This is a genomic window from Pseudomonas sp. RA_15y_Pfl1_P11 (assembly GCF_963970975.1).
Lineage (GTDB): Bacteria > Pseudomonadota > Gammaproteobacteria > Pseudomonadales > Pseudomonadaceae > Aquipseudomonas > Aquipseudomonas tritici.
In genome coordinates this window covers 171,208-195,970 of sequence record NZ_CAXAOY010000012.1, presented here as the reverse complement: position 1 = coordinate 195,970, position 24,763 = coordinate 171,208, and the positions used below count along the sequence as shown (strand labels likewise).

The 24,763-nt window shown below is 56.0% G+C and carries 19 protein-coding genes and 4 pseudogenes; 11 read left to right on the top strand and 12 right to left on the bottom strand.

What is annotated here, in order from left to right:
* Nucleotides 1–911: 911 nt before the first annotated feature.
* Together AACY44_RS16895 and AACY44_RS16890 are read right to left on the bottom strand one after the other, a co-directional pair.
* Complete coding sequence (locus AACY44_RS16895; RefSeq protein ID WP_339428524.1) at nt 912–1,184, bottom strand: hypothetical protein; 273 nt, start codon at nt 1,182–1,184, stop codon at nt 912–914.
* Between the two features lie 110 nt (nt 1,185–1,294).
* The gene (locus tag AACY44_RS16890; RefSeq protein WP_017530049.1) at nt 1,295–1,753 is read right to left on the bottom strand and encodes a VOC family protein; all 459 of its coding nucleotides are present in this window, start codon (nt 1,751–1,753) and stop codon (nt 1,295–1,297) included.
* A gap of 233 nt (nt 1,754–1,986) precedes the next feature.
* On the opposite strand from AACY44_RS16890, the gene AACY44_RS16885 reads away from it, so the two are divergent.
* Nucleotides 1,987–2,766, top strand: a complete 780-nt coding sequence (locus AACY44_RS16885; RefSeq protein ID WP_339436562.1) for an AraC family transcriptional regulator — start codon at nt 1,987–1,989, stop codon at nt 2,764–2,766.
* A gap of 546 nt (nt 2,767–3,312) precedes the next feature.
* Here AACY44_RS16885 and AACY44_RS16880 read toward each other — a convergent pair.
* The 3 genes from AACY44_RS16880 to AACY44_RS16870 form a co-directional block, all read right to left on the bottom strand.
* Nucleotides 3,313–3,666, bottom strand: a complete 354-nt coding sequence (locus AACY44_RS16880; protein ID WP_339436563.1) for a hypothetical protein — start codon at nt 3,664–3,666, stop codon at nt 3,313–3,315.
* 803 nt (nt 3,667–4,469) lie between these two features.
* Nucleotides 4,470–5,843, bottom strand: coding sequence for an IS1182 family transposase (locus AACY44_RS16875; protein WP_339530698.1), 1,374 nt, complete (start codon nt 5,841–5,843; stop codon nt 4,470–4,472).
* Nucleotides 5,844–5,912: 69 nt separating this feature from the next.
* The gene (locus tag AACY44_RS16870) at nt 5,913–6,476 is read right to left on the bottom strand and encodes a DUF6990 domain-containing protein (RefSeq protein WP_339530696.1); all 564 of its coding nucleotides are present in this window, start codon (nt 6,474–6,476) and stop codon (nt 5,913–5,915) included.
* Nucleotides 6,477–6,842: 366 nt separating this feature from the next.
* On the opposite strand from AACY44_RS16870, the gene AACY44_RS16865 reads away from it, so the two are divergent.
* Together AACY44_RS16865 and AACY44_RS16860 are read left to right on the top strand one after the other, a co-directional pair.
* The gene (locus tag AACY44_RS16865; RefSeq protein WP_339530695.1) at nt 6,843–9,473 is read left to right on the top strand and encodes an AAA family ATPase; all 2,631 of its coding nucleotides are present in this window, start codon (nt 6,843–6,845) and stop codon (nt 9,471–9,473) included.
* Between the two features lie 83 nt (nt 9,474–9,556).
* Nucleotides 9,557–9,817: pseudogene (locus AACY44_RS16860) on the top strand (LysE family translocator); the annotation flags it as partial.
* Nucleotides 9,818–9,928: 111 nt separating this feature from the next.
* Here AACY44_RS16860 and AACY44_RS16855 read toward each other — a convergent pair.
* Nucleotides 9,929–10,825, bottom strand: a complete 897-nt coding sequence (locus AACY44_RS16855) for an SGNH/GDSL hydrolase family protein (protein ID WP_339436565.1) — start codon at nt 10,823–10,825, stop codon at nt 9,929–9,931.
* A 206-nt stretch (nt 10,826–11,031) separates the two neighbouring features.
* Between AACY44_RS16855 and AACY44_RS16850 the strand changes: the two genes are divergently transcribed.
* From AACY44_RS16850 to AACY44_RS16840, 3 genes and pseudogenes are all read left to right on the top strand, one after another.
* Nucleotides 11,032–12,423 carry a hypothetical protein gene (locus AACY44_RS16850; protein ID WP_339416020.1) on the top strand — a complete coding sequence of 464 codons (1,392 nt, stop codon included), beginning with the start codon at nt 11,032–11,034 and terminating at the stop codon, nt 12,421–12,423.
* A gap of 291 nt (nt 12,424–12,714) precedes the next feature.
* Nucleotides 12,715–13,578 carry a 4-hydroxy-tetrahydrodipicolinate synthase gene (gene dapA / locus AACY44_RS16845; protein ID WP_339416018.1) on the top strand — a complete coding sequence of 288 codons (864 nt, stop codon included), beginning with the start codon at nt 12,715–12,717 and terminating at the stop codon, nt 13,576–13,578.
* A 185-nt stretch (nt 13,579–13,763) separates the two neighbouring features.
* A pseudogene (locus AACY44_RS16840) lies at nt 13,764–13,923 on the top strand (cystathionine beta-lyase); the annotation flags it as partial.
* Between the two features lie 117 nt (nt 13,924–14,040).
* On the opposite strand, the gene AACY44_RS16835 reads toward AACY44_RS16840, so the two are convergent.
* The gene (locus tag AACY44_RS16835) at nt 14,041–16,239 is read right to left on the bottom strand and encodes an OsmC domain/YcaO domain-containing protein (protein WP_339416017.1); all 2,199 of its coding nucleotides are present in this window, start codon (nt 16,237–16,239) and stop codon (nt 14,041–14,043) included.
* 162 nt (nt 16,240–16,401) lie between these two features.
* Between AACY44_RS16835 and AACY44_RS27770 the strand changes: the two are divergent.
* From AACY44_RS27770 to AACY44_RS16820, 4 genes and pseudogenes are all read left to right on the top strand, one after another.
* Nucleotides 16,402–16,683: pseudogene (locus AACY44_RS27770) on the top strand (PAS domain-containing protein); the annotation flags it as partial.
* A 249-nt stretch (nt 16,684–16,932) separates the two neighbouring features.
* Nucleotides 16,933–17,967: a methyl-accepting chemotaxis protein gene (locus tag AACY44_RS16830; protein ID WP_445261129.1), complete on the top strand. Its 1,035-nt coding sequence runs from the start codon at nt 16,933–16,935 to the stop codon at nt 17,965–17,967.
* Between the two features lie 39 nt (nt 17,968–18,006).
* Nucleotides 18,007–18,504 (top strand): hypothetical protein, encoded by a 498-nt coding sequence (locus AACY44_RS16825; protein WP_339439108.1) that lies wholly within the window; start codon nt 18,007–18,009, stop codon nt 18,502–18,504.
* A gap of 126 nt (nt 18,505–18,630) precedes the next feature.
* Nucleotides 18,631–19,287 (top strand): Suppressor of fused protein (SUFU), encoded by a 657-nt coding sequence (locus tag AACY44_RS16820; protein WP_339530692.1) that lies wholly within the window; start codon nt 18,631–18,633, stop codon nt 19,285–19,287.
* 5 nt (nt 19,288–19,292) lie between these two features.
* Here AACY44_RS16820 and AACY44_RS16815 read toward each other — a convergent pair whose 3' ends face one another.
* From AACY44_RS16815 to AACY44_RS16800, 4 genes are all read right to left on the bottom strand, one after another.
* A complete protein-coding gene (locus AACY44_RS16815) occupies nt 19,293–20,921 on the bottom strand; it encodes a methyl-accepting chemotaxis protein (RefSeq protein ID WP_339416332.1) in 1,629 nt (542 codons plus the stop codon).
* Between the two features lie 456 nt (nt 20,922–21,377).
* Nucleotides 21,378–21,779, bottom strand: a complete 402-nt coding sequence (locus AACY44_RS16810) for a DoxX family protein (protein ID WP_339506382.1) — start codon at nt 21,777–21,779, stop codon at nt 21,378–21,380.
* A 186-nt stretch (nt 21,780–21,965) separates the two neighbouring features.
* Nucleotides 21,966–22,310 (bottom strand): antibiotic biosynthesis monooxygenase, encoded by a 345-nt coding sequence (locus tag AACY44_RS16805; RefSeq protein WP_339436570.1) that lies wholly within the window; start codon nt 22,308–22,310, stop codon nt 21,966–21,968.
* 144 nt (nt 22,311–22,454) lie between these two features.
* A complete protein-coding gene (locus AACY44_RS16800) occupies nt 22,455–23,195 on the bottom strand; it encodes an SDR family oxidoreductase (RefSeq protein ID WP_339427560.1) in 741 nt (246 codons plus the stop codon).
* Between the two features lie 121 nt (nt 23,196–23,316).
* Between AACY44_RS16800 and AACY44_RS16795 the strand changes: the two genes are divergently transcribed.
* Nucleotides 23,317–24,246, top strand: coding sequence for a LysR family transcriptional regulator (locus AACY44_RS16795; protein ID WP_339427561.1), 930 nt, complete (start codon nt 23,317–23,319; stop codon nt 24,244–24,246).
* 128 nt (nt 24,247–24,374) lie between these two features.
* On the opposite strand, the pseudogene AACY44_RS16790 reads toward AACY44_RS16795, so the two are convergent.
* Nucleotides 24,375–24,554 (bottom strand): annotated as a pseudogene (locus AACY44_RS16790) (AraC family transcriptional regulator); the annotation flags it as partial.
* Nucleotides 24,555–24,763: the final 209 nt, after the last annotated feature.

The window sequence follows — 24,763 nt, the reverse complement described above, 5'->3', positions numbered from 1 at the left end:
AGAAATGCACATCCTTACCCTGAGGATCGCTTCGCGTCACATACCCGAGGCAGGAGCCGTATGCGGTAGTTCCGCACGTACGGATCTGTGCGGGGGGCGGCAGGTAATTGCCGTCCCTACCGCGACCAAGAGACTGGCCCCTCCATCACAATTACGATAACGACCAACGCCGACTGGCTCGGAAGGTCTAGGAATTATTCATGCCATTTATTTTTACCTGCGTTGTGTCCCTATTTTTTTGGACTGTTGTTTCAGCAATCACAGGAGCTGAGGAGCCTTGGGACCTGGCCAGTTACTGGACCATCATCTACCCCGCCGCGCTAGTGTTGTCCGTGATCCTTGGAGCCGTTCTAAAAAGCTCACAGTGGTCCGCAGGCGCCATCGTAATACTCTCTCAGGTCCCCGTGGTTTTGGCGACTTCTGGTACATCCCCGTTGCTAGCTGCCGGTATCATCGTTGCGGCCGTTCTCTCAATTCCGGCCATAACGCTGTCATGGCTCGCCGGCAAATTGCGCTCAGGTAAGAAAGGACGATGGACATCTACGAAGAAATGAAGGCACCGTTCCAGGAGCACCCGCGACGAGTACTGAATACACAATACAGATTGAGCCAGATAAAAAACGGCGGCAAGCTGGACAGTACGACGTAACCACCAACTCGCTCAAATACGACTTTGAGGTCATAACGACTAATGAGACCGCACATGGCCGAGAACTGTTGAGCGGCACCACCATGCCGCCCCATAAATGGGGCTCCAGAATGGTGTACACCTTCGTCCGGTCGTCCGGTGAACCTGTGAGGTTGCATTGCGCGATTGCACTGATCCTGGCGCCTTGGCGAAAGGCGTCTGGCAAAGTCACCTTCTCGACCCCTGCCGTTCACGTCAAATAGAAAGCATCGCCATTAAGTCATCAGTTTTGTTGAACTCGCTGCGCTACGCCGCAAAGCCACCGGCGCAAAAGTTGGGCTGCTTCACCCAGCACCACATCTTTGGCCTGCACCAAATAATAGCCCTTGCCAGTCTTTAGTACAGATTCAAAGACAAGTACGAGAAAGCCTAGTTGTACGTCTTCTTCAACCAACCAAGGGCTGGTAAGCACTAAACTTTGATCGCGGCGGGCCGCGTCGATTGCCAGCTCAGACTGGTCAAATTTGAGGCTGCTGGAGAAGCTATCGGGGGACATGCCAACCGATGATAACCATTGAGACCAGTTGGCATGAGACGTCATGCGCGACGGAGAGCGCTTTAAGTAATTGCTTTAGGGAAATAAGCTTAACAGCCTTCGGCAGGAAGCTACTCATTAGCCTGCATCAGTTCCAGAGTGATTTGATCTGGCCCGGTCACATATACAACTAGAGTTCCCTTGCGTGGGCCTGCGGGAATCGCTTGAGGCTTGCCTCTTGCTTTCCAGCCTGCTTGCTCAATGCGTTCGAGTACTGCGTATATGTCCTGCACTCTCAATGCCAAATGCGCTGAACCAATCGCTGATGCCGTAGGTGGAGTGATACCGTGGCGTTCACCCTGCGAATATTCCAGCAACTCTACTCGGCTGCCATCCGGGCCTTTGACTATCGCCGTTCGCACGCTCGGATCGGCGGTGCCGGTTACTTGCAAAATGAATGATCCGCCCATTTCCGACTGACGCTCAAGAGTGAACCCAAGTCCAATTGTCCAGAAGCGAATGGCTTCTTCCAATGAACTGACTGCGAAGCCAATATGATCGACGGCATGCACCATGTGGTTAGAATTCATCAAATGATCCTTTAAAGGTTCACGGGCCAAATGGGAGGTGAGCTTGCACATCCAGCTGTTACGGCCAAAACACAGAAAATAAATGTGTGAGGGGTACGCATAATCAGGCCAATCCAAGAGAAGCGACATTTGCGATTTTTAGACATTGAGTATTCCTCTGACCGGTCTTATTCTCCATTAGGCATTCAGGATATGGCTACCTCGGATATGACATTGGATAACGTAAACCAGCCATGAACCGCGCGCTTATGCCACTGTTGGCGATAGAGCAACGCGACCGGGCGATCCGCGAAACGGCGCCCCACACTCATACGAAAGGCCAACTAATCGCAAGCCTTGCCGGCCTGCTTTCCGTCAGCACTGACGGCGGCTCATGGGTAGTGCCGGCTACCCATGCCATTTGGATACCTCCCCGTGTCGCACACGCGATGATGTCACATGGCGCTTTTGCAGGAGCGATGGTCTATATCGCGGAGCAAGAGTGCGGGATCCTGCATCAAATGCCATGCACATTTAGGGTCAGCAGTTTGCTGCGCGAAGCGATAAGCCGCGCTGCGTCGTGGGGACAGCCACCCCGCAACGAAATGGAGTCGCGGGTTGCAGCAGTCATCTTAGATGAAATTGCTACCTCACCCGCTGAACCCATCGGTCTGACGCACCCCAATGACCCGCGCTTGAGGCGTATCACCGATGCGATACTTGCTCAGCTTGATGACAATAGATCACTTGAGGATTGGGCTGCTTGGTCAGGTATGGCACCTAGAACACTTGCCCGGCGTCTGGTCGCTGAAACCGGTTTTAGTTTTTCTGAATGGCGACAGCGTGCGCGCACGTTGCGCGCTATTCAACTATTGGTCGAGGGGATGTCAGTGACGACAACGGCGATTGAGGTTGGCTACGAAAATATTAGTGCTTTCATTGCCATGTTCCGTCGGATAATGGGTGTTACGCCAGGACAATATGTGCGTGCGCAGACACTGATTAGCAAAGAGGCAATTTCTAGATCAAGTTGATGGGTGTAAGAACCGCTGTACCATCCAACCCGATCCTGCACGCTACAGGCTAGACCTTCAACCATGTGCCGGAACAGATGAAGAAAGAAATGCCAGCCACTTCAGGAGTCGCCAGAGCATCAGTTTTCTTTTAACTGGTGGGGCACTCACGCTGCACTCAGCTGGCGCTTGTAACTTCAACCGTGCTAGTTGCGTATTCCCCCCAATACCACCACAAGCACTCTACGAGCTGTTCGTTAGTGCATTGGCTCAGGCATAACGTTAGTGTACGCGAAGTCCATGCTTCGCCTAATTGTGCGGCGCCAAGTGCTAAAGTGCTTTTGTAGAGAGCGCTGCGCGCACCACGCGATAGCCTTGCGTACGCCGCAATGATGTCCATTGGGAAAAGAGAACAGATTTATTTCTCTGTTCTAAACGTCCGCTTCTGGCCGACTCCTGCCGTTTGGTGACAGGCAAAAACCGGCCAAAAGCAGCCCATCAGATGTGTCCAGGAAATCAGGGAAGATTCATGCGCGCGATGCCATGAATGGACAGCGATAATGCCGCTTATTCGACGCAAACAACAGACGCTTCTGCGCTAGGGAATTTATGCTGTGTTACATAGAGCTGTCCGTTTAGAGCTGCGTAATTTGTTTTCTCTTTTAAAAAAGGGCGAATTTCCGTTTCTGCTTTAAGTGGACTGCATAACTCGCCTGCCCGTTTCTTGACAAAACCAACAACTTGTTCTTGTTTGTTGTAACCGTTACCTTCAAAAATGACTGTATAGGTGTTGGTGCCTGTTTTTACGTCGCTGTATCCCCCTTCGTACATTGTCGAGCCTTTAGGAGCATATGGAATACCGGAACAAGCCGAAATAATTACGCAAGAAGCGACTAATAAGAATTTAGATTTTTTTATCATGTATAAATCTTAAAAATTGTCTATGAAACGGTTTTAGCCTTGCTCCAAAGGAACGCGATATGGATAGCGATAGGCCTCGCATCCCCATAAAATTCAGAGCAGCATTCAGAATGATACTATTTGGCCATCATCGTGTCCAATGTTCGATTCTGCGCTGAAAAACAGAACTTGCCGAACGGCTGCTTCGGGTCGACTCCCGCCCATTGTGACCGGGAGAGGTCGGCGAAAGTGGTCCCGCGAGCTATGCCAGCATATGAAGCATGTCCATGAACATCGGACCTGAGAGATCACGTATCTCTCCGTCGTCAGCAACCAAGCAACCTACAACGCCAGCGAATAACTCTTGGTCATGCGCTGGGATGTCCAAGCTGCAAATGATCCTGTAGCGGAACAGCCAGCCGCAGGCGACACGACCGCACAGTTCTACCGTTTGATGATAGCCATCAACGTACAGGGGCCGGACACCGTGGGCCTGCGCAAGGTTATATGCTGTACTGCTGCCGGTAGATTCGCTCTGGGAAGATTCGTTGTTCATACGTACTGGAAATGGCTGTAATAGCAGTCGATTATCTACTCGTTTGGTTTGAATGTCTGGGCATCCGCACTGGGTCAATTACGGCCCTCGCGACAGGCAGAGATCGACCGATTCTGTTGAAAAAGTCGGATTTTCAAACGGCCTGAACTCAGGCACGACCACCACGAGAGAACCTACTCACCACATTGAGTGGTTTTTCGGTCCTTCGATGACCTTTGCCGCTCTGTTATTGGGTTAATTTGAGGTTTTTTGCTTGGTGCAGGCGCACCTATCCCGTGACTGGTGGCCCTTGAGATGAAAATTTGGCAAGCCGTCGCAGGTTCTGCACTGCAGCGGCCAGCGTGAATTCATCCGTCGCGCCACTCATGCCACGTAGCCGCAGCCGATCCAATTTCAGGATGCGCTTGAGGTGGGCAAACAACATTTCGACCTTTTTACGTTCGTGGCGAGACCGCTGATATGCCGGCGTTGCTGCAATGCGCCGAGCCACATCGCGAGCGGCTTCATGGACGCTGCGAGCGATCTTGCGGAACGCTGTGTTTGGGCAGCACTTGGCTTTCATCGCACACGTAGCGCAGTCGGTCTGCCGGGATCGGAAGATGATGGTGTTGGCTTTGGTGACATGTGAACGCTCATTCTTGAAGGCTCGCCATTCGCTGCGCAATGGGTTTCCGGCCGGGCAGCGGTATTCCTCAGCCTCTTCATTCCAGTGGAAATCGTTGCTCGAAAAACTGTCGTTCTTGCGCTCGGTTTTGTCCCACACCGGCACATGCGGTTCGATGTCTTTTTCCTCCACCATCCAGGCCAGCATCGGCGCGGTACCGTAAGCGGTGTCGCCAATGAGACGCTCCGGCTTGATGTCGAATTGCGCTTCGACCCGATCGATCATGGTCTTGGTGCTCTCGACTTCTGCGGTTCGATGAGCGGGTGTGGGTTCGACATCCATGATCATGCCGTGCTCGGTATCGATCAGATAATTCGTGGAGTAAGCGTAGAAAGCTGGGCCGCCTGGCGCAGCGGTCCAGCGGGCTTGAGGATCCGTCAGCGACAGGCGCTTCGGTAGCGTTTCGGCCAAAGCCTCTTCATCAAGGCCTTCAAGGTACTCACGCACGGCGCGGGTGCTCAGGGCCGGATCGCTCCAGTTGACCGGTTCATCACCCGGTACGCCGCGCTGCCGACTCGCATCCGCTTTGATGATGCTGGCGTCCACGGCAAAGCCTTCGCCCTTGACCAGGCCGGCGTCCATGCAGCGACGCAGCACTTCATTGAACAACCAGCGAAACAGATCACTCTCTCGAAAACGGCCGTGTCGATTTTTCGAAAAGGTTGAGTGGTTGGGGACTTCATCTTCAAGGCTCAACCGGCAGAACCAGCGATATGCCAGGTTCAAATGGGCCTCTTCGCACAACCGCCGTTCGGAGCGGATGCCATAGCAATAGCCCACGACTAGCATGCGGATCATCAGCTCAGGATCAATCGAAGGACGCCCAATTGGGCTATAGAAATCGGCGAGGTAGTGGCGCAGGTCGCTCAGATCGAGACACCGATCAATGCTGCGCAGAAGATGATTTTTTGGGATGTGGTCTTCAAGGTTGAACGAGTAAAACAGCCGCTCCTGCCCACTCGATAACTGTCCCATCATGCTGCGTACTCTCCCGTTGGCCGATGGAGTGATTTTGCCGCAGATCAGTCGATGGAGCGACTCAGGGAATCAGTTAACCTTGGGAGCGTTTCCCCGAGCAATCAGCAGCGAGCGCTCAATCATTTCAACGGTGATGTATGGGACGAACCCCAGCCTTTCGCCCTTTTTAAAGCTTTTTTCGTAATCCTCTAACTGATCGACATCTTGCGCAATTGCTAGCGCAGCTAGATGCCTGAGTGGCATTGCTCCTTTGGCGTCTGTAGGTAAAGACCTGTAGAGCGCCAAGCCGGCATCTATATCTTGATTCTGAGCCCAAGATAACGCCCTGTCAGATAGCTCGACTACATCGTCAGCGCCAATGGTCTCTAGCTTCTGGGGCGTTTCGTTGCTTACGATGACAGGTGAAAAATATTTTCCCTCCCCAAAGATGAACGCGACAGCATCCGAAAACGCTGTCGAGGAGATGGAGGGCATGAACGAAACTCTAAAATGATCCGAGCGCTTCCCTATAGTCGGAATGATCTGGACTTGGATCTCGCCCAAACACTTGATGCAAAAGCGGTCACTTACCTCATCCTTTCCACAGGCCCAACCTTGTGCTTGCAAAATCGCACATGCCTCTTTCTCTTTCATAGTTCTGCTCTCGATATCACCTATCGGATGATACTGGTTTCTTAGGCTCTCAAGGGGGCGCTTTCTAGCCAACCTGCTTTAGCTGGTCGCGCGCTATAGATCGACAGGAGACCTACTTTTTCAACAGAATCGGTCGAATGCGGCCATCCAGCCGCTGAGAATCAAGCTGGGCCCCAGCAAGCCTGGTGATGCGCAATATAAAACCTCACAAAAGACCACTTTCGGCCATTTAAAGGCGCTCAGGCACCCAGCAAATACACACAACAGCTATGGGCTAGCGATTGTTTCAAATAGCAAGTTCGTTGATGGCGAATTCACACTATATTGATGTAAACCCACGGATGTAAACCTCATCAAGGACCGGTTATGACCTCCATTCTGGCTGAATATCAGAGATTTCTTGCGTCACTGGACATACCACCAGCACCAGAAAATGTGAGGAGAATGGCGAATCTTGTGCTCGCCAATTTGGGCCATCTTGCTGAAGTAGGTACTGCACGCCGCGCACGCTCAGGGCGACCAGCGCCTATCGCAGTACAACATCTGTTGAACACGCCCGCCCAACTTCAGCAGCACGTGCCGCTTGATGGACGTGAGCCGCTCGTTGGACGCTTGCATGAGCTTACCGTAGGCCCCTTTCGCGGTTTCATGCGACAGGAGACGTTTGACCTTAGCAGAGATATAACGCTCGTCTATGGAGCCAATGGCACAGGGAAAAGCAGTTTTTGCGAAGCGCTGGAAGCCGCCATGCTTGGATCGATTAGCGAGGCAAAGGTAAAGCGCGTGGAGCATCGTGCTTACTGCAATAACGCTAGACTTCATCGGCACGTACTACCGGTCCTGACCTCATGGGAGGGCGAAGCGGCTCCAGCGGCGGTGGTGCCCAGTGAAAATACCTACCGATTCTGTTTCATCGAAAAGAATCGTCTGGATGACTTCGCTCGAATAGCCGCTCGAACCCCTGGTGACCAGCGCCAACTGATCGCAACTTTGTTTGGGGTGGATCAGTTCAGCGAATTCGTTCGAGGTTTTAATCCAACCCTTGACGAGAATCTCAACCTGACTGGCCTGAAAGCACTAACGCTATCGGGTCGACGCGCTCATTTAGCTGCTTCTGAGCAACTAATCAAAACAAACCCCGAAAAACTCGCTCAGTCAGATCGTGATGAATCGGCAGTGGCCGAACGTATATGGGCGGGCAAATCATTCGCCGAAGTATGCGATTGGCTGTTTGGAAATGCGCAAACACAAGGGCGGCTGCCCTATGTTCAAGGTTTACTCAACGCACCATCACCTCAGATTTATGATGTCAACCAGGTCAATCTTGCCGCTCTGCTCGCAGAGGCATATCGCATTGATGAGCTACTGTCGGCCGCAAAACAGCAACTGGCAGCACGCGCCGAAGATGTTTCATATACACATCTCTACGAGGCTGTACTTCAACTGAATGATGGGGCGAATTCGTGCCCAGCCTGCGGAACCGATCTCGGTAACGTTGCCCAGAATCCATTCGAAAAGGCACAAGTTGGTCTCCAGCAACTCGCCGAACTGGCGGCCATTGAGCAGAAGAAAGTACAACATGATCAGGCACTGACTAGCGTACTTCACGAATTGCTCGTAGCCATGTCTTCGGCTATTCGTGCTCTCGTGGCCGTGAGTCCCGAGGAACTGAGAGTAGCCAACCTGCCGCTACTGCCTCCAACATCTGCGGGCGAGTGGCTCAAGCCCTGGTTGGACAACAATCAACATGCCTGGCGGACGCTACTCAACTTAGTCGCCGCCATTGAGAAGAAAGACGCTGAAAGTCATTTAATCCTCGGCCAACGCCAGAGCCTGGCTCAAGAACGTGAACGTCTGGACGGATATCGCTCCGAGATAGAACGCTGTAAAACCATTCGAGCCACCAGTCTACAAGCGGTGCTCGATGCACAGAACGAAGTCGCACAGTTCGAAGTAGCGAATCATGAACTGGTAGCTGAAGTCGCCACGGAGGCGCAGCAGATCGCTCATCACAAGATGATCAAAGACAGCTACGACGGATTCCTCGAGGCTTTGAGGCAATATCTGGACGGGCTGCCAGCGCTCCTATTGCAAGGCCTTGGGCAGAGAGCTCGAAACCTGTACAACTCGTTCAACCGGGATGATCCGCCCGCCGAACTACTTCATGCCCTGTGGCTTCCGCTGGCGGAGAACGGCAAGATCGAGATTGAGTTTTCAGCCGAACCTGGGGTTCGTTATGACGCCCTAGTGATCCTCAGTGAAGGGCATATCAAGTGCCTGGGTTTGGCTATATTGCTAGCAAAAAACATCGATCAAGGGTGTCCTGTGGTGATTTTCGATGACGTTGTGAACGCCATAGATGACGAACACCGAAATGGGATATGGCGGACCTTTTTTGAAGACGACCTGCTTGGTGGAAAGCAAGTCATCCTGACATCGCATGCTGAGGAATTTCTACATCGTATCCAGCAAGAGTTGGGAGTACAGAGGGCGCAGTTGATCAAGGTCTATAAGTTTCTCCCGCGTGAAGGCGAACACCACTTGCGCGTCGATGCCGACCCACCCACGAAGAACTACGTCCTCCTGGCCCAGGCATCCCTTGCTGCTGAAGAAAAACGGGATGCTCTGCGGCACTCGAGACCTGCCATTGAAAGCCTGACGGATCGCTTATGGACATGGCTGGGAAAACGCGGGGATGGCCGTTTGGAATTGAAACTTAGCGGACCTCGGGCAAACTGGGAACTCAATAACAAGTGCGTGAAGTTGCGTGGAGCTCTGGGACGCATGCCGAATCCACATCCAGCGATACCAGCAGTAGTAGCAGCGCTCGATGATCTTTTAGGTATTAACGGTGGATCGATTGAATGGAGCTACCTAAACAGCGGGACACATGATGCCCAACGCGACAATGAGTTCGATCGTGCGGCCGTGCGACGAATCATCGACGCGGCCACAGCTTTGGATGCTGGGCTAGCGCAGTTGCAACAGGGCCGCTGATTAATCACTAACCTGCTGAGACGGCCGCCTTACGTACAAGCTCGAAAGCGACCATCCAGCAGGTAGAAATCAAACTGGGCACCAGCAATCCGAAAGCCATCTTGATCTTCACCGCGTTCCTGCCGCAATTCGTCGTGCGCGGCGAGCCGATCACTCCGCAATTCGCCCTCCTGGGGGTGATGTTCCTGGTGCTGGAATGGATAGCCATCAGTGCCTACGCCTATATGGGCCTGCATATGCGGCGCTGGTTTGCCGAGCCTCGGGGCAAGCGGATGTTTAATCGGGGCTGCGCGGGGTTGCTGTCAGCGGCGGCGACGGTGTTGTTGATGGCGCGCAGGGCTTAAATCACCTTAAATTTTCCGTGGCGTCCGACCATGAACCGCAAAAATACCCTTTGTCTCTGGTACAACGGCACCGCCCTTCATCGCCGCGATTGAAGCGGCGGTGGCCGCAGGTTAAGGCAGCACCTCAAGCATCGCCTTGGCCGCCAGCACATGGACTGTGCGGGTGGGGTGCCATTCGTCCCAGTAATAGTGGGCGTCGGGGTTGGTGCACAGCGGTTTCACTTCTGGGTAGGTGGCTTGGCACGGCGTGTCCATGTCCTTGAAGCCGTTGGCGGCGGGATTGGCGCGCAGTTTGTCGCTGAAGGCCAAGTGGTCGAAATAGCTGACCTTTGCCGCGCCGATCTGCGCCAGCGCCGCCGGGAGTTTTTGCGCCAGCAACTGCTGGTATTTCTTCGCATTGTCGACCTGGTTGCCCTGCACCACGGCGGGTACATGGCTGAGGTCGGTAGTCCCAACTACCATCACGTGCCTGGCGCCCGCCGCTACCAATTGCTCGGTGGCACTGCGAATGTTGGCCAGGCTGGATTCACTCAGCGCTTCAATGGTTTCAGGATGGGAGAAATCGGCCCATTCGAAAAAATCGTTGGCCGAGATGAAGATGAAATACAGCGCCTTGGGGTCGGCTTTGTGCGACTTGGCGGCCTGCAAGTGCTCGGCGACCTGGCCCAGGACCCCCGTATCCTGGGACGGCATCATCCACGTGTAGTAGTTGCCGTGGCCACTTTTGGCCCCCCCTACCGCGTAGTCGGTCAGGGGTATGTTCAGTGCGTCGGCCAAGCCTTCGACGGCGGTCGGGCCATTGCTCCAGCGTCCCTTCCAATACAGCGGGCCTGGCAGCGCTTGGGCATCCTTGACCTTTTGCGTTGCGAGTCGAGTGGTGAGCGCTTCGCCCGCGCCATTGTCGGAATAGCTGTCGCCAAAGGCATACAGATGATCGTAGCTCGTGGCGCCCAAGGCGATCGAGGCAGATAGGGTCAGCAGAGCAGCCAGGCACGCGCGTCGTATCATCGAAGTTCTCCCAGAATGTTTGGATAGACTAGCGGCCCGCTGCAAATGCAGTAAAACGATTGCGACCCGCACCTATCCGGCTGCGGCCATGCAAGCGCTGTACAGATGCCGTTTGGCTCGTTAGGCTTTCGCGCTGTAACATCCGGCTACAGATGCAGCGCTTCCCGCCGTTACCCTTAAACCCGAATGGACTCAACGAGGCTCTCGTGCGCTTTATCACTCCTCTTTTGCTGATCGGTGGCATCGCCACCCTGGCCGGCTGTGCCAACCAGAAAACCCAAGTCGACCGCATGCTCGCCGACACTCTCGCCCAGCCCCTGGTTGAAAACAGCATCGTGCGCGAAGGTGACCTGCTCAGCTTCGAGCTGCTGATGCCGGACGGCCTGAGTGGTCTGCGACGCACCATGCAATTCGAGGCGGCCTGTTCATCGCCGCAACTGCATTTGCTGTACCTGGACGGCTCGCAACGGGTCTACCCCGCCAGTGCAGGCCGCTACAGCGCGGCGCGCAAATTATCGCCGCAATTGCGCGCGACCTTGGCCGCCAACCAGACATTCGTGCGCGCCTGTGCCGAAACGCCTAAGCCGGACTGGCGCCTGATGCAGAGCAACGAGCGTGGCAACCAGGTATTGATCGACGCCAACAGCATCAAGACCGTGAATGGCGAAACACGCTTCTGGGCTGCTTTCGACGAGCCAGCGGTGCTCAACGATATGCCCTACAACGCCCCCTATGCGCAGAAACGCGAGCACTTTGCGGTGTCGTGCACGGACGGTACCTATAAGGCGCTGGCCGGCTACGACATGGACGCCGACAACCGCGTCAGTGATGGCCGCGTCGACAGTTTCCCAACGCCACAGAAAATCGCCGGCAGCAATGCCGACTATGTGCAGTTGTTCAATAAGGTGTGCGTCAACCCGCAGAAGATTGCCGCGCTGCCGGCGTTCAAACCACGCCTGAAGGCGCCGGTGACCATCGCACTGACCTCGGTACAACCTCAAGTGCTGGCCGCAATCACGCCGTTGAACCTGGACAAGCCCGCCCGTGCCTTCAAATACGTGCACATGACCGGCACGTCGACCTTTAAGGGCAAGACCACCAACAGCCAGAGTACGGACTTCATCAGCCAGGATGCGGCAAGCGGACAACTGGCCATCGCCACCCGCGGGCAAGGCTATGAAAGCCACACGGTGAGCTGGCGCAACCTCATCCCGCTGGTGGCGAAAAACACCTACAGTTCCTCGGGCATGGCAGAAAGCGAAACGCTGACGCAGTTGAGCTTCACCGGCAACTGGAAATCCCTGCCGGTGGGCGACACCGTGATTTATCAAACAACGCGCTCCAGCCTCAATAGCCTCATTGGCAGCCGCACCAAAGTCCAGATTACCCGCTGCGTAGTTGAACGCGAACTGCAGGCCAGCGAGCTCAACCCTGGCCTGCTCGGGGCGGCCAAGGCACTTAAGTGCAGCTTCGATAACGATGAATACAACCGGGTGAACCACCTGTACTACCTGACCGACTACGCCTACTTCTACGAGTCGAGCACGGACAAAAACGCGTTCTACTATTCCGACACGCGTATCGATAAATTCGAATAAACGCCGTTGACACACTCTGCAATATTCCATAAAGATGGAGGCCTTATTCAGGGTGTGTCAGCCAATGTCAGCACTGTCCTTCGTTAACCTTTCCGCCACTGGCTCCATTGCCAAGGCGCAAGGTTGCGTTGCGCACGCCCTCAAATCGAAGAAACAGTCGCTCATGTGACCGGGGCGCGCTGTCCCGTCAGATGAGCTGACAGGGCATTGAGCGCGACGGTCTTCTCCCTTGCACAATTCCCTCTGCCCTTCTGACGGTGACTCAAGCGGTCAATCATCAGGAGAAAGTGCATGTCATCGTTTCAAGGTATCTGGGTCCCCGTGGTCACGCCGTTCCATGACGGTGCCATCGACTTTATCGGCCTGCGCCGGCTGGTCAGCCACCTGCTGGAAAAGCACGTGGCCGGGATCATGGTATGCACCACCACCGGGGAAGCCGCATCGCTGAGCCGCCAGGAACAACTCGCAGTGCTGGATGCGGTGTTGCAGTTGGTGCCGGCGCACCGCGTAGTCATGGGCTTGGCAGGCAATAACCAGATCGAGTTACTGCAATTCCAGCGTGAAATCCTGCAACGGCCGATCGCCGGTTTGCTGGTGCCGGCGCCGAGTTACATCCGCCCGTCCCAGGCCGGCCTGGTGGCCTTCTTCCACTCAGTGGCCGATGCGTCCAGCGTGCCGATCATTCTCTATGACATTCCCTATCGCACCGGCGCAACCTTCGAGCAGGCCACCTTGCTGACTATCGTCACCCACCCGCGGATCGTCGCGATCAAGGACTGCGGCGGCAACCTGGGCAATACCCTGGCGCTGCTGGCCAGCGGTGAGGTGGATGTGTTGTGTGGGGAAGATGTGCAGATGTTCAACGCGCTGTGCCTCGGCGCGACCGGGGCGATTGCGGCCTCGGCACATAGACGGACTGAAGAGTTTGTGGCTTTGTGCCAGCAGGTGCGGGACAACCAACTGGCCGAGGCGCGGGCGACGTTCTTTGGGTTGCTGCCACTGATCAACACGATGTTCATGGAGCCCAACCCGGCACCGGTTAAAGCGGCGCTGGCCTTGCAGGGCTTGATCGGCAGCGAGTTGCGGGCGCCGATGCAAGCGGCCGGGGCTGACGTGATAGCACGCTTGCAGCAGCTGCAGAACCTGGCCGGCTGATGCGCCAAAAACAGGCAGCCAGCGGAGCGTCCGGTTGCGACCGGACCGATCCCGGCCTATCGTCGAACGCAGGCTGTGCCTCTTGCTGTCCAACCCCTCCGTATCCCGGTGACGACATGCCCGCGCTACCGCGCCCCGCTGTCCTCGAGCTTATCGGCAACACGCCGCTGGTTCGGGTCAGCGGGTTCGACAAGGTGCGCCAACGCAGCGCCGGGCACCGCTTCAGCTTTGTCGACCTGGGTGATTTTTCGGCGTTTGAGGCCAGCTTGCAGGACGACACGCGCAGGGTCTGGGTCGAGACCCAACCCCCTGCTGAGCCTCACCGACCTTACCCGGGCCTGGCGTCCCATCCGCAGCGTGAGCTGGCACGAAAACAGATGCGTGGGTTTGGCGCAGGCCCTGGCAAAAATCTAACAGCAGAAACCGATCACATGTGGGAGCTGGCTCCCACAGGCGTTTGCGTCAGGCTGAGGTGATGTTGGCCCGCGCCGAATGCAGCTTCTTGTAACTCTCGATTAGGCGCTGATGCCGCTCTAACCCTTCCAGCTTCATACTGGTCGGCGTCAGGCCATAGAACCGCACATCGCCCTTCACCGAACCAATCACCGCGTCCATCCGCTCATTGCCAAACATGCGGCGGAAGTTGGCTTCGTAATCCGCCCGTTCCAGGTCGTCGTCCAGTTCCATCTCCAGCACCGCATTCATCGCTTGATAGAACAGGCCACGCTCAGCGGTGTTGTCGTTGTACTGCAGGAACATCTCCACGCACTCTTTGGCTTCCTCGTGTTGCTGCAAGGCGAGGAAGATCAGCAGTTTCAACTCCAGAATGGTCAACTGACCCCAGGCGGTGTTGTCGTCGAACTCGATGCCGATAAGGGTGGTGATATCGGTGTAGTCGTCCAGCTCGCTTTCGATCAGACGCTCGACCAACGCGTGCAGCTCTTCCTCATTGAGGCTGTGCAGGTTGAGGATATCCGCGCGGAAAAACAGCGCCTTATTGGTGTTGTCCCAGATCAGGTCATCCACCGGGTAGATTTCCGAGTAGTCCGGCACCAGGATGCGGCACGCGGTGGCGCCGAGGTGTTCGTACACCGCCATGTAGGTTTCTTTACCCATGCCTTCAAGGATGCCGAACAGCGTCGCGGCTTCCTGGGCATTCGAGTCTTCGCCCTCGCCGGAGAAATCCCACTCAACGAACTCGTAGTCCGACTGGGCACTGAAGAAGCGCCACGACACTACGCCGCTGGAGTCGATGAAGTGCTCGACGAAGTTGTTCGGCTCGGTCACCGCCTGGCCTTCGAAGGTCGGCTGCGGCAGATCATTCAGACCCTCGAAACTGCGGCCTTGCAGCAGTTCGGTGAGGCTGCGTTCCAGTGCCACTTCCAGGCTCGGGTGCGCGCCGAAGGAGGCGAAGACGCCGCCGGTGCGTGGGTTCATCAGGGTCACGCACATCACCGGGAATTCACCGCCCAGTGACGCATCTTTCACCAATACCGGGAAACCTTGGGCTTCGAGTCCCTGGATACCGGCGAGGATGCCAGGGTACTTGGCCAGCACCTCGGCCGGTACGTCCGGCAAGGCGAACTCACCTTCGATGATTTCACGCTTCACCGCGCGCTCGAAAATCTCCGACAAGCATTGCACCTGGGCTTCGGCCAAGGTGTTGCCGGCACTCATACCGTTGCTGAGGTAAAGGTTTTCGATCAGGTTGGACGGGAAGTACACCACCTCACCGTCGGACTGGCGCACGAATGGCAGCGAAACAATCCCGCGCGCTTCGTTGCCGGAGTTGGTATCGAACAGGTGCGAGCCACGCAGTTCGCCATCGCGGTTGTAAACCTTGAGGCAGTAAGCGTCGAGGATTTCGCTTGGCAGCGCGTCCTTGGGACCTGGCTGGAACCAACGCTCATCCGGGTAATGCACGAACGCTGCATTCGCCAGCTCTTCACCCCAGAACTGGTCGTTGTAGAAGAAGTTGCAGTTGAGCCGCTCGATAAACTCGCCCAACGCCGACGCCAAGGCGCCCTCTTTGGTCGCCCCCTTGCCGTTGGTGAAGCACATCGGCGAATGCGCATCGCGAATGTGCAGCGACCAGACGTTGGGCACGATATTGCGCCACGAAGCGATTTCGATCTTCATGCCCAAGCCGGCGAGAATGCCGGACATGTTGGCGATGGTCTGCTCCAGTGGCAGGTCTTTGCCGGCGATGTAGGTGCCGCCCTCGGCCTTAGAGCCTGGCATTAACAACGCCTGGGCATCAGCGTCCAGGTTCTCGACTTCTTCGATGACGAACTCAGGCCCGGCCTGCACCACTTTTTTAACCGTGCAACGGTCGATGGAGCGCAGGATGCCCTGGCGGTCCTTGTCGGAGATATCCGCCGGCAACTCGACCTGGATCTTGAAGATCTGGTTGTAGCGGTTTTCCGGGTCGACGATGTTGTTCTGCGACAGGCGAATATTGTCCGTGGGGATATTGCGTGTTTCGCAGTACAACTTGACGAAGTACGCCGCGCACAACGCCGACGACGCCAGGAAGTAATCGAACGGCCCCGGTGCCGAGCCATCGCCTTTGTAGCGAATGGGCTGGTCGGCAATCACCGTGAAGTCATCGAACTTGGCTTCAAGCCGGAGGTTGTCGAGAAAGTTGACCTTGATTTCCATGGGGGCACACCAGAATAACGGCTAAACAAAAATGGCCGCCATTATGAGGGGTTTCATCCGCAAGTTTCAGGCTTTTGACCAGTGGCTGGCGAATTAGCCAACGTGTATTAACCTTTTTGCAGTTGGCGCCGATGGCCTGAAGGCAACCAGGGAGTAGTCTGAATGCGCAATAACCAGCCTGTAACACAACGCGAGATTTCCCTCGCGCCGCAACAAAAACTCATCTCCGCCACGGATGTGCGCGGCGTCATCACTTACTGTAACGACGCCTTTGTCGAGATCAGCGGCTTTGAACGCGCCGACCTGATCGGCGCGCCGCAGAACATCGTACGTCACCCTGATGTGCCCCCCGCGGTTTTTGCGCACATGTGGAGTGCGCTCAAACAAGGCCAGCCGTGGATGGGCATCGTCAAGAATCGCTCGAAAAATGGTGACCACTATTGGGTCAACGCTTATGTCACGGCGATTTTTGAAGACAATAAGGTTGTCGGCTTCGAGTCAGTGCGGGTCAAGCCCAGCGACGACGAAATCCGCCGGGCCCAGGCCCTGTATCAGCGTATCAGCCGGGGCAAACCGGGCGTGCCACGCCAGGATGCCTGGCTGCCGGCCGCCGTCAGCTGCGTGCCTTACGTGGCAACCGGACTGGCTGGCAGCCTCGCTGGATTATTCCTCAGCGCACCGCTGGCCATTGCGGTGGCCGTCGCCGTCGCCGTGCCGGTCGGTATGCTTTGCTCACGCTGGCGCCAAGGCAGCACCTTGCGCCTGTTGCAAGGTGTCGAACCCTCGACTTCGGATGCGTTGATCGCGCAGATGTACAGCGACGCCCGGGGGCCACAGGCACGCTTGGAAACAGCGTTCCTCAGCCAGAGCGCGCGCCTGAAAACCTGCCTCACCCGCCTGCAGGACAGCGCTGAACAACTAAGTGCCCTGGCCGGGCAATCCGATCAGTTGGCCACTGCCAGTTCCAAGGGCCTGGACCGCCAGCGTGTCGAAACCGAACAAGTCTCCGCCGCCGTCAACCAGATGGCCGCGACCACTCAAGAAGTCGCCAGCCACGTACAGCGCACTGCGGATGCCACCCAGCAAGCCAACGTGCTGACCGGACGCGGTCGTGAGGTGGCGCGGGATACCCGTGAAGCCATCGAGCGCCTGTCCACTGTCGTCGCCGAGACTGGCGTCACCGTGGCGCAATTGGCCCGGGACAGCGACGAAATCGGCAGCGTGGTGGATGTGATCAAAGGCATCGCCGACCAGACCAACCTGCTGGCGCTCAACGCGGCTATCGAAGCGGCCCGCGCGGGTGAAATGGGCCGCGGCTTTGCCGTAGTCGCCGACGAAGTGCGCCAACTGGCGCAACGCACCTCCCAATCCACCACCCAGATCCACGGGCTGATTACCCAGTTGCAAGTGTCCTCCAACAACGCCGTGAACAGCATGGCAAACGGTCAACGCCAAGCGCAGGAAGGCGTCGCTTGGGTGCTCGAAGCTGACCAGGCTCTGGTAGGCATCAGCGAAGCGGTGTCCCATATCACCGACATGACCACCCAGATCGCCGCCGCCACCGAAGAACAGAGCGCGGTCGCCGAGGAGATCAGCCGCAACATCACCACCATCGCCGAACTGGCTGACCAGACCTCGATACAAGCCCATCAATCCACTGACCTGAGCAAGGAGCTCACGAGTACCGCATCCACCCAATATGCGTTGGTTGAGCGGTTCAATCGCTGATCAGCAGTCATCCAGCACCCGTCATCGAAACGACGACGGGTGCCCGCCGCAGACGATCAACCCTTCGTACCCGATGGTCCCCCCCTGACCTCTCGCCGCGGCAGCCAATCCCCTCCGGATGACGAGTGGCTCAACCTAGAGCTGGAATATGTCGACGACGACGGTAAAGTCAGGAAAGGCCATGCTTACTTTGTTGGTACCAATCCGACGTGGAGCTTCTACGACTACATCAGCGCAACCGCGTCCAACGGTCCGAAAGCCAAGTTCAAGAAAGTCTCCAACGATGGCAACTTCTTAGTCCTTGAGACTCAGGACGGCAACTCTCTGTCCTGCCGAGCGGCCCCTCGCTGGTGGGTTTACCGCTCCTCGGCCTACCCGTTAGGCTGGGAGATTGTTGACGGGAAGTTGTACACCAACTATCACGACGGCGCCGTAGGTACAGTTCACCAGCGTAATGGTGCACCGGATGCCTATTACTTGCGCGTGAATGGTGGAAATACGCTGACAAACTGCAAATGGGTCAAGGCCGACAATTGACCGCTCTGTAGCCGGCAAAGGTGCCCGTTTACCGGTCACCTTTGCCGGCGTCAACGTTCCCCCTCACCGGCCGCCTGCCACCCCGCATGGGCGTGCGTGAGTTGATGCCTGACCACGCTCAGCTCGGTGGAAAAAGGGTTCTCCGGCCGCCCGCAAACCGCCAACCTCAACGCACGCCTCGCCAGCGCGGAATGCCTGGACCAGCACTGGCAGTCCGTGGGCACCGTCGAAAAAGACGTCCTCGCCTACCTGATCAGCCCAAGCCTCACCGGCGGCCCCTACTGGCCCTCCACCCGTCAGGCCTATCGCGTGGTGCGCCGAGACCACAGCATCGTGCTGGCAACCGACGGTTTGTCCGACCCCTTCGACGACGCCGAAGGCCTGGGCAATGGCTTCGAAATGGAGCTGTTCCTGGAAACCGCCGACATCCCTGAAAACGCCGAAGGCACACTCGGCGACGTCGACCCACTGCGCCACAGTTGGGCATTCGAACTGCTCGAACACGTCGCCAACGCTGGCGGCATCACCCAGCAACTGGAGTGCCACGGCGTACTCTCCCTGGAACTGCCCGGTTTCAGCCAATCGCACTTGATGAGCGATCAACTGCCCCACTTGTTTGTCACCACTGACGACGCCGCCGGCGTACTGCTCGGCGGCCCAGCTCCAGACTTCCCTACCCGCCTCGACGACATGCCGCTGTCCCCGGTACAACGGGTGCCGGTGGTGCTGATCACGGCTGCGGAGTTGGAGTATGTGCGTGCCGGTGGGCGCGCGGCGCACTAGCCCCCCTACATATGAAACTGCTTCACGAGCCTATTCAATTCGACCGCGAGTTTGGTCAGTTCAGACGTTGCAATAGCGGTCTGACTTGAACCCTCTGAAGCTTGACTTGATAGATCTCGGATGCTGATCAGGCTGCGATCCACCTCCCTGGCAACCTGAGCCTGCTCTTCCGATGCAGTTGCGATCAAAACATTGCGCTCGGTGATATTATCGATAGAGTCGGTGATTTCCACCAAAGCAGTACCGGCGCCTTGAGCTGTGTCAAGCGTTCTCTGAGCTTGGGCGTTGGTGTGGGTCATTGCCGAAACAGCCGCTCCAGTGCCTTTCTGAATCGAGCTGATCATCTGTTCAATCTCACTGGTCGACTGCTGCGTACGATGAGCCAAAGCCCTTACTTCATCCGCCACTACCGCGAAGCCTCGACCTGCCTCACCGGCACGAGCAGCTTCGATAGCAGCATTCAATGCAAGAAGATTGGTCTGCTCGGCGATAGCCCGTATCACATCCAGAACCTTGCTGATGTCGGTCGCCATCACGGCGAGCCCTTGTACTTCTTGGGAAGCGTCTTCAACATTTGCGACCATTAAGCTGATGGCCTGAACGGTTTCATCTACGCGTGCACGACCTGCCAATGCGGCGGAGTTGGATCGATTGGCTGCTTCGGAGGCTGCTGAGGCATTTCTAGCCACTTCCTCTACGGCTGCGCTCATCTCGGTGACGGCAGTAGCGGCCATCTCGACCTCGTTATTTTGGCGCAGCATGCCTTTATTAGCATCCTCAGTGACGGCATGCATTTCTTCAGAAGTAGACGCTAACTGGCTGGACGAATCAGATATCAAAGAAAGCGTATTTCGCAGCCCCTGTTGCATGGCCTTCAAAGCCTGCATGAGCCTGGCAACTTCGTCGCTTCCTTGCACCTCAATGACCTCGCTGAGATCGTTTTTGGCAATACGCTCAGCGATGGCCAGTGACTGGCTGACCGGGCTAGTCACGCTGCGGGTATACATCAGAGCGAGAGTAATGGCAGCCAATGTGCCGACCAAGATAAAGCACCCAACAATAATTTTGGCCTGGTCGTAGATGAGAGTAGCTTCCTCGCCTGCTTTTTTAGCTTTGTTGGTGTTCAGTTCAATAAGTTTCTTTATATCCCGCTCCACAGTGTCTGCCGATTGCTTCATTGCTTCGTTAGACAATTTCACAGCGTCATCAAGACTGCCAGAAGAAATAAATGACAGGTATTGATCTTGTACTTTTTGGTAAGCGGCATAGCGTTGAGACAATTCACCGAAAACCTGTTTTCCCATAGCGGTGACTATGTACGGCTCAAGCGTCGAAAGTGTTTCTTGGACGCTTGCTTGGGCTTTCCTTACGTCCTCAAGTGCTTCTGTTTTACGATTTTCTGGCTCGACAGGATTACGCAACCGCGCGTTGCTGCCTCTAATACTTATAAAATCCCGGTCAATCGTTCCCAGCAAAGAGATGCTAGGCACTACGTTGGTTTCTACGAACTTTTCAGAAGCGTTCAAACTTGCCATCTGCTTAAGGGCGATGAGCCCCAACGCAATAATCACTAGGCAAAATAACCCGAAGCACAGGGCCGAGCGTGGAGCGAGATTGAGCTTGCGCAGAAACATAGGAAAACCTCTCTTCGTTTTATCTCTCTCGACGCTTCTGAACAGACCTGAAGCGCCGCTCGTCGCCCACATGAAAACAGTCCATAAACGCGAGCGTTCAAAGAAAAAAAATATGTATCTAAATGTTATGATTGTTAGTTCAGAGCCTCAAGTCGAAGGCTAACTAAGCTAAGTATGGTCTGAAGTAGCCGCCTATTTTTCGGCGACTGAGCCATCGGCGCTTTCAAAAAACGACAGCCGTTCAAAATCGGTCAAATCTGCCGACTGTTTCATTTTTTTGCTGCTGCGAGTGCCTCCTAGCAGCCATTTCCCCCACCACGCAGTGCACCAGCCCTGACTCATCAATGACACCAATGTGAGCTTTGGCACCGGCCTTACTTTTTCAGCATGAGCGTTGGACGGCCGAAGGTTTGGAAAAAGCTGACGCGGTGACGTAGCGGAGCCTAAAAAGCACAGTCAGAACGTGTATTTCAATTTGCGATCCAGTGCCAGGCTGCCGCTGCCACGCACAGCGATGTACAGGGCGAGAAACGTCATCAGTACCGGGTATTCAATTCCCCGGTCGACCCACGGCCACGTTGGGCCGAGAGCGCAACTGACCCCTACCATTTCCAGAGCGACGATCAGAGCAACTGGTCGTACCCACAAGCCAACGGCGAGCATAAAAGCACCCAGGGTCTCCAGTAGCATGACAAGAAACGCAAGCTCACTGGCGAACGGCAGCCCCAGGACGTTCTGCATAAGGTTGATGGAGCCTTCCATGGGATTTGCCATGGAGCCATGCGATGTTCCTAACGCTTTCGGCAGGCCGTGAGTAAACAAGATAGCGCCGAAGGCCGCGCGCAAGACGGCATACATGACCGCCTCTCCCCGCGCATACAGGGGCGCTAGCGCTGGGAACAACAGACGCTCCTGGCGGCTTACACTCCCAGTTGACAGCTGAACATCGTGTATTGATTTTTTCATATCCATACTCCTTAAAACCATTAAGCAAGCCCCGCCCCGACTAGATATAAATCCCGGTGGTTGCGAGGCGTTCTAGGGTTAGGCACTTAACGTCCCTGAGTTGGGTAATGCGTTTGCAGTGACCTTTTTAACCGACCTGGGGCCCAGCAAGTTGATCAGTTCACTGAGCGCAGGGTGGCAAAAGTGGCGCTCCATGGCCTGAGGCGACTCCCACAGGCCGGTCATAATCCAAAGGTCCTTTTTCGTATGACTTTGAAGCGCTTGATAAGTGATGCATCCAGGCGAGCCCAGGATGGTTGTCGCCAAGGATGACAAACGCGACTCGCACGACGATGACGCCTCGGTCTGCACGTGGACTTCAATAATGCTGATCGCTTCAGTCACAGCGGTATTGCTCGATGACTCGCCCGTTTCAGTCAACATTTCGCTTCTCCGGATACCTGCGGGGCGCCACCACCGTCAGTCGTGCGCATGCTGGCGTAGACAATATGGCGCGCATCGCGCCGAACCCACTGGATGCTCCGGTGATCAGAATAACTTGGCTCATGACATGACTCCTTGGTTGACTTAGGCGAAACCGCCATTGCTGCGAAGTACTTGCGAATTGATCCAGCCGCCGTCCGGTCCTGCCAGGAAGGCCACCGCACTGGCGATGTCCTCTGGGGTTCCCAAGCGTTCCAGCGGCGCAAGGTTGGCGATCTGCGCTATTTGTTCCGGGCTCTTGCCCTCAAAGAACAAATCAGTACCGACGGGTCCGGGTGCAACGGCGTTGACTGTGATGCGACGACCTCGCAGCTCGTTGGCAAGCACGTGTACAAGTCCTTCAACGCCTGCCTTTGACGCGATGTAGGGACCGTAGGAGGGGAACGATTTGGCGATCACGCTGGTGGACAGCGCGATAATGCGACCGCCGTCATCGACATGCGCAGCCGCTTGACCCAGTACCAGAAACGCACCGCGCAGGTTGGTGGCAATGACTGTGTCGAAGTCAGCCAGACTGCTTTCTCTGATGGTCGCCATCGGCATAATGCCTGCGCTGTTGACCACGACATCAATCCTGCCGAAAGCCTCTTTGGCGGCCGTGAACAAGGCAGCCACGTCCTCCGGATTGCCGACGTCACCCTTGACTGCGATGGCCCTGCCGCCGACAGACTGGATCGCTGCAACTGTTTCTTCTGCCTTTGCGGTGTTGTGAGCGAAGTTGACCACCACAGCAAAGCCGTCGGCGGCGAGGCGCATGGCGATGCATTGGCCGATGCCACGGGAGCCTCCGGTAACAAGGGCCGTTTTCAAACTATTGTCAGTCATACAGGACTCCTGATTTGCAAGTCAGTGGGCGACGATGCCCTTGAGTCCTATGTTGCTTGTTTGCCAGAACTGGATAAATACAGCTAAATGGCCAACAAAATTCCACCGGGAACAACAATAGATGGATCGCTTCGATTCACTCCAGCTGTTCGCGCGTATCGTTGAGTTGAGCAGCTTCAGCCGCGCAGCGGCAGCGCTCGACATTCCACGTGCCACCGCGACTCACGCCATCAAAGAGCTGGAAAGTCGACTGGGGATTCGACTACTGGAACGCACCACTCGGCATGTACGACCGACAGTCGACGGGCAGGCGTTCTACGAGCGATGTGTTTTCGTGCTGAGTGAACTGGACGATGCCGAGTCATCATTGCGCCACGTAGCGTCTAATCCGCAAGGATTGCTGCGCGTGGATATGCACGGTACTCATGCGACCAAGATTGTGCTGCCAAGGATTGATGAGTTTCGGGCGCGCTATCCAGGAATCGAATTGACAGCCAGTGGTGGTGATCGCTTGGTGGATCTCGTTCGGGAGGGGGTAGATTGCGTCGTGCGCGCAGGCACCCCCCAAGACTCGACGCTGGTAGCCAGGCCTCTTGCGGTGATGCCCCAGATCATTTGCGCGAGTCCTGAATACCTGACGCGTTTCGGCAGCCCTAAAAAACCTGAAGATTTGGCCGTGCATCAAACAGTAAAGTTCTTTTCGAGCAATGGCTCCTCGAATCTTCCTTTGGAATTGGTCCTCGGTGGCCAGATACGCCAGTTCACACTCAATGGCTGGATGGCAGTGAACGATGCTGAAAGCTACGTCGTATGTTCATTGCGTGGCTGCGGTCTGATTCAGGTGCCTCGTTACCACATTGAAGAGTATCTGGAAGCGGGGCGCCTGGTGGAAGTCTTGAGCGACTGGAAGAGCCCCGGCCTGACAGTTTCTGCCATGTACCCGCATCATCGGCACCTGTCGCCACGGGTACGCGTTTTCATTGACTGGCTGGGTGAGATCTACAGCGACATGTTTGGCACACTTCCAGCCAACTACTTGCAATCGACTTGAGGCGCTGGGGTGTCCAGTCGCGATGAGCTTTGTGCGATGCCGGCATGTGTTCGCTCTGGGTGCTGTAGGCGCCGCGCGAGCAACAGGTGGGTGGCGACCCGGCGATGTCCGTGCAGGATCTCGACGGTAAGTTGCACATAACGTGAAACCGGCACGCCTACGAACGCACTGAATTGTCGATGGAAGTGAAACGTCGAAAAGTTCGCCACCTGGCTTAACGCCCTCACCGACAGGTCGCCTTCGAGATTGGCATCTCTGTAGGCGAGTACGGCGTTGAAACGTTTTGTGTAAGCGAAATGGGTCGGCATGTAGGCACGGGAAAAAGCTCCTGGAAGTACGGCCATCAATAGAGTCGACTATAGCGTCGTGAGCACGCCTCGCCGCATTTGCTAAAGACACGCTTTGGGTTTGCCGATGCGATCCTCTTCCAAGGCGATTTAAAGGGCGGGGCAGTTCAACAATGAGACGGATCGAGCGGGCGTACCGACGCAGTGGTGCCGTACGCCGAGGCTCAGTT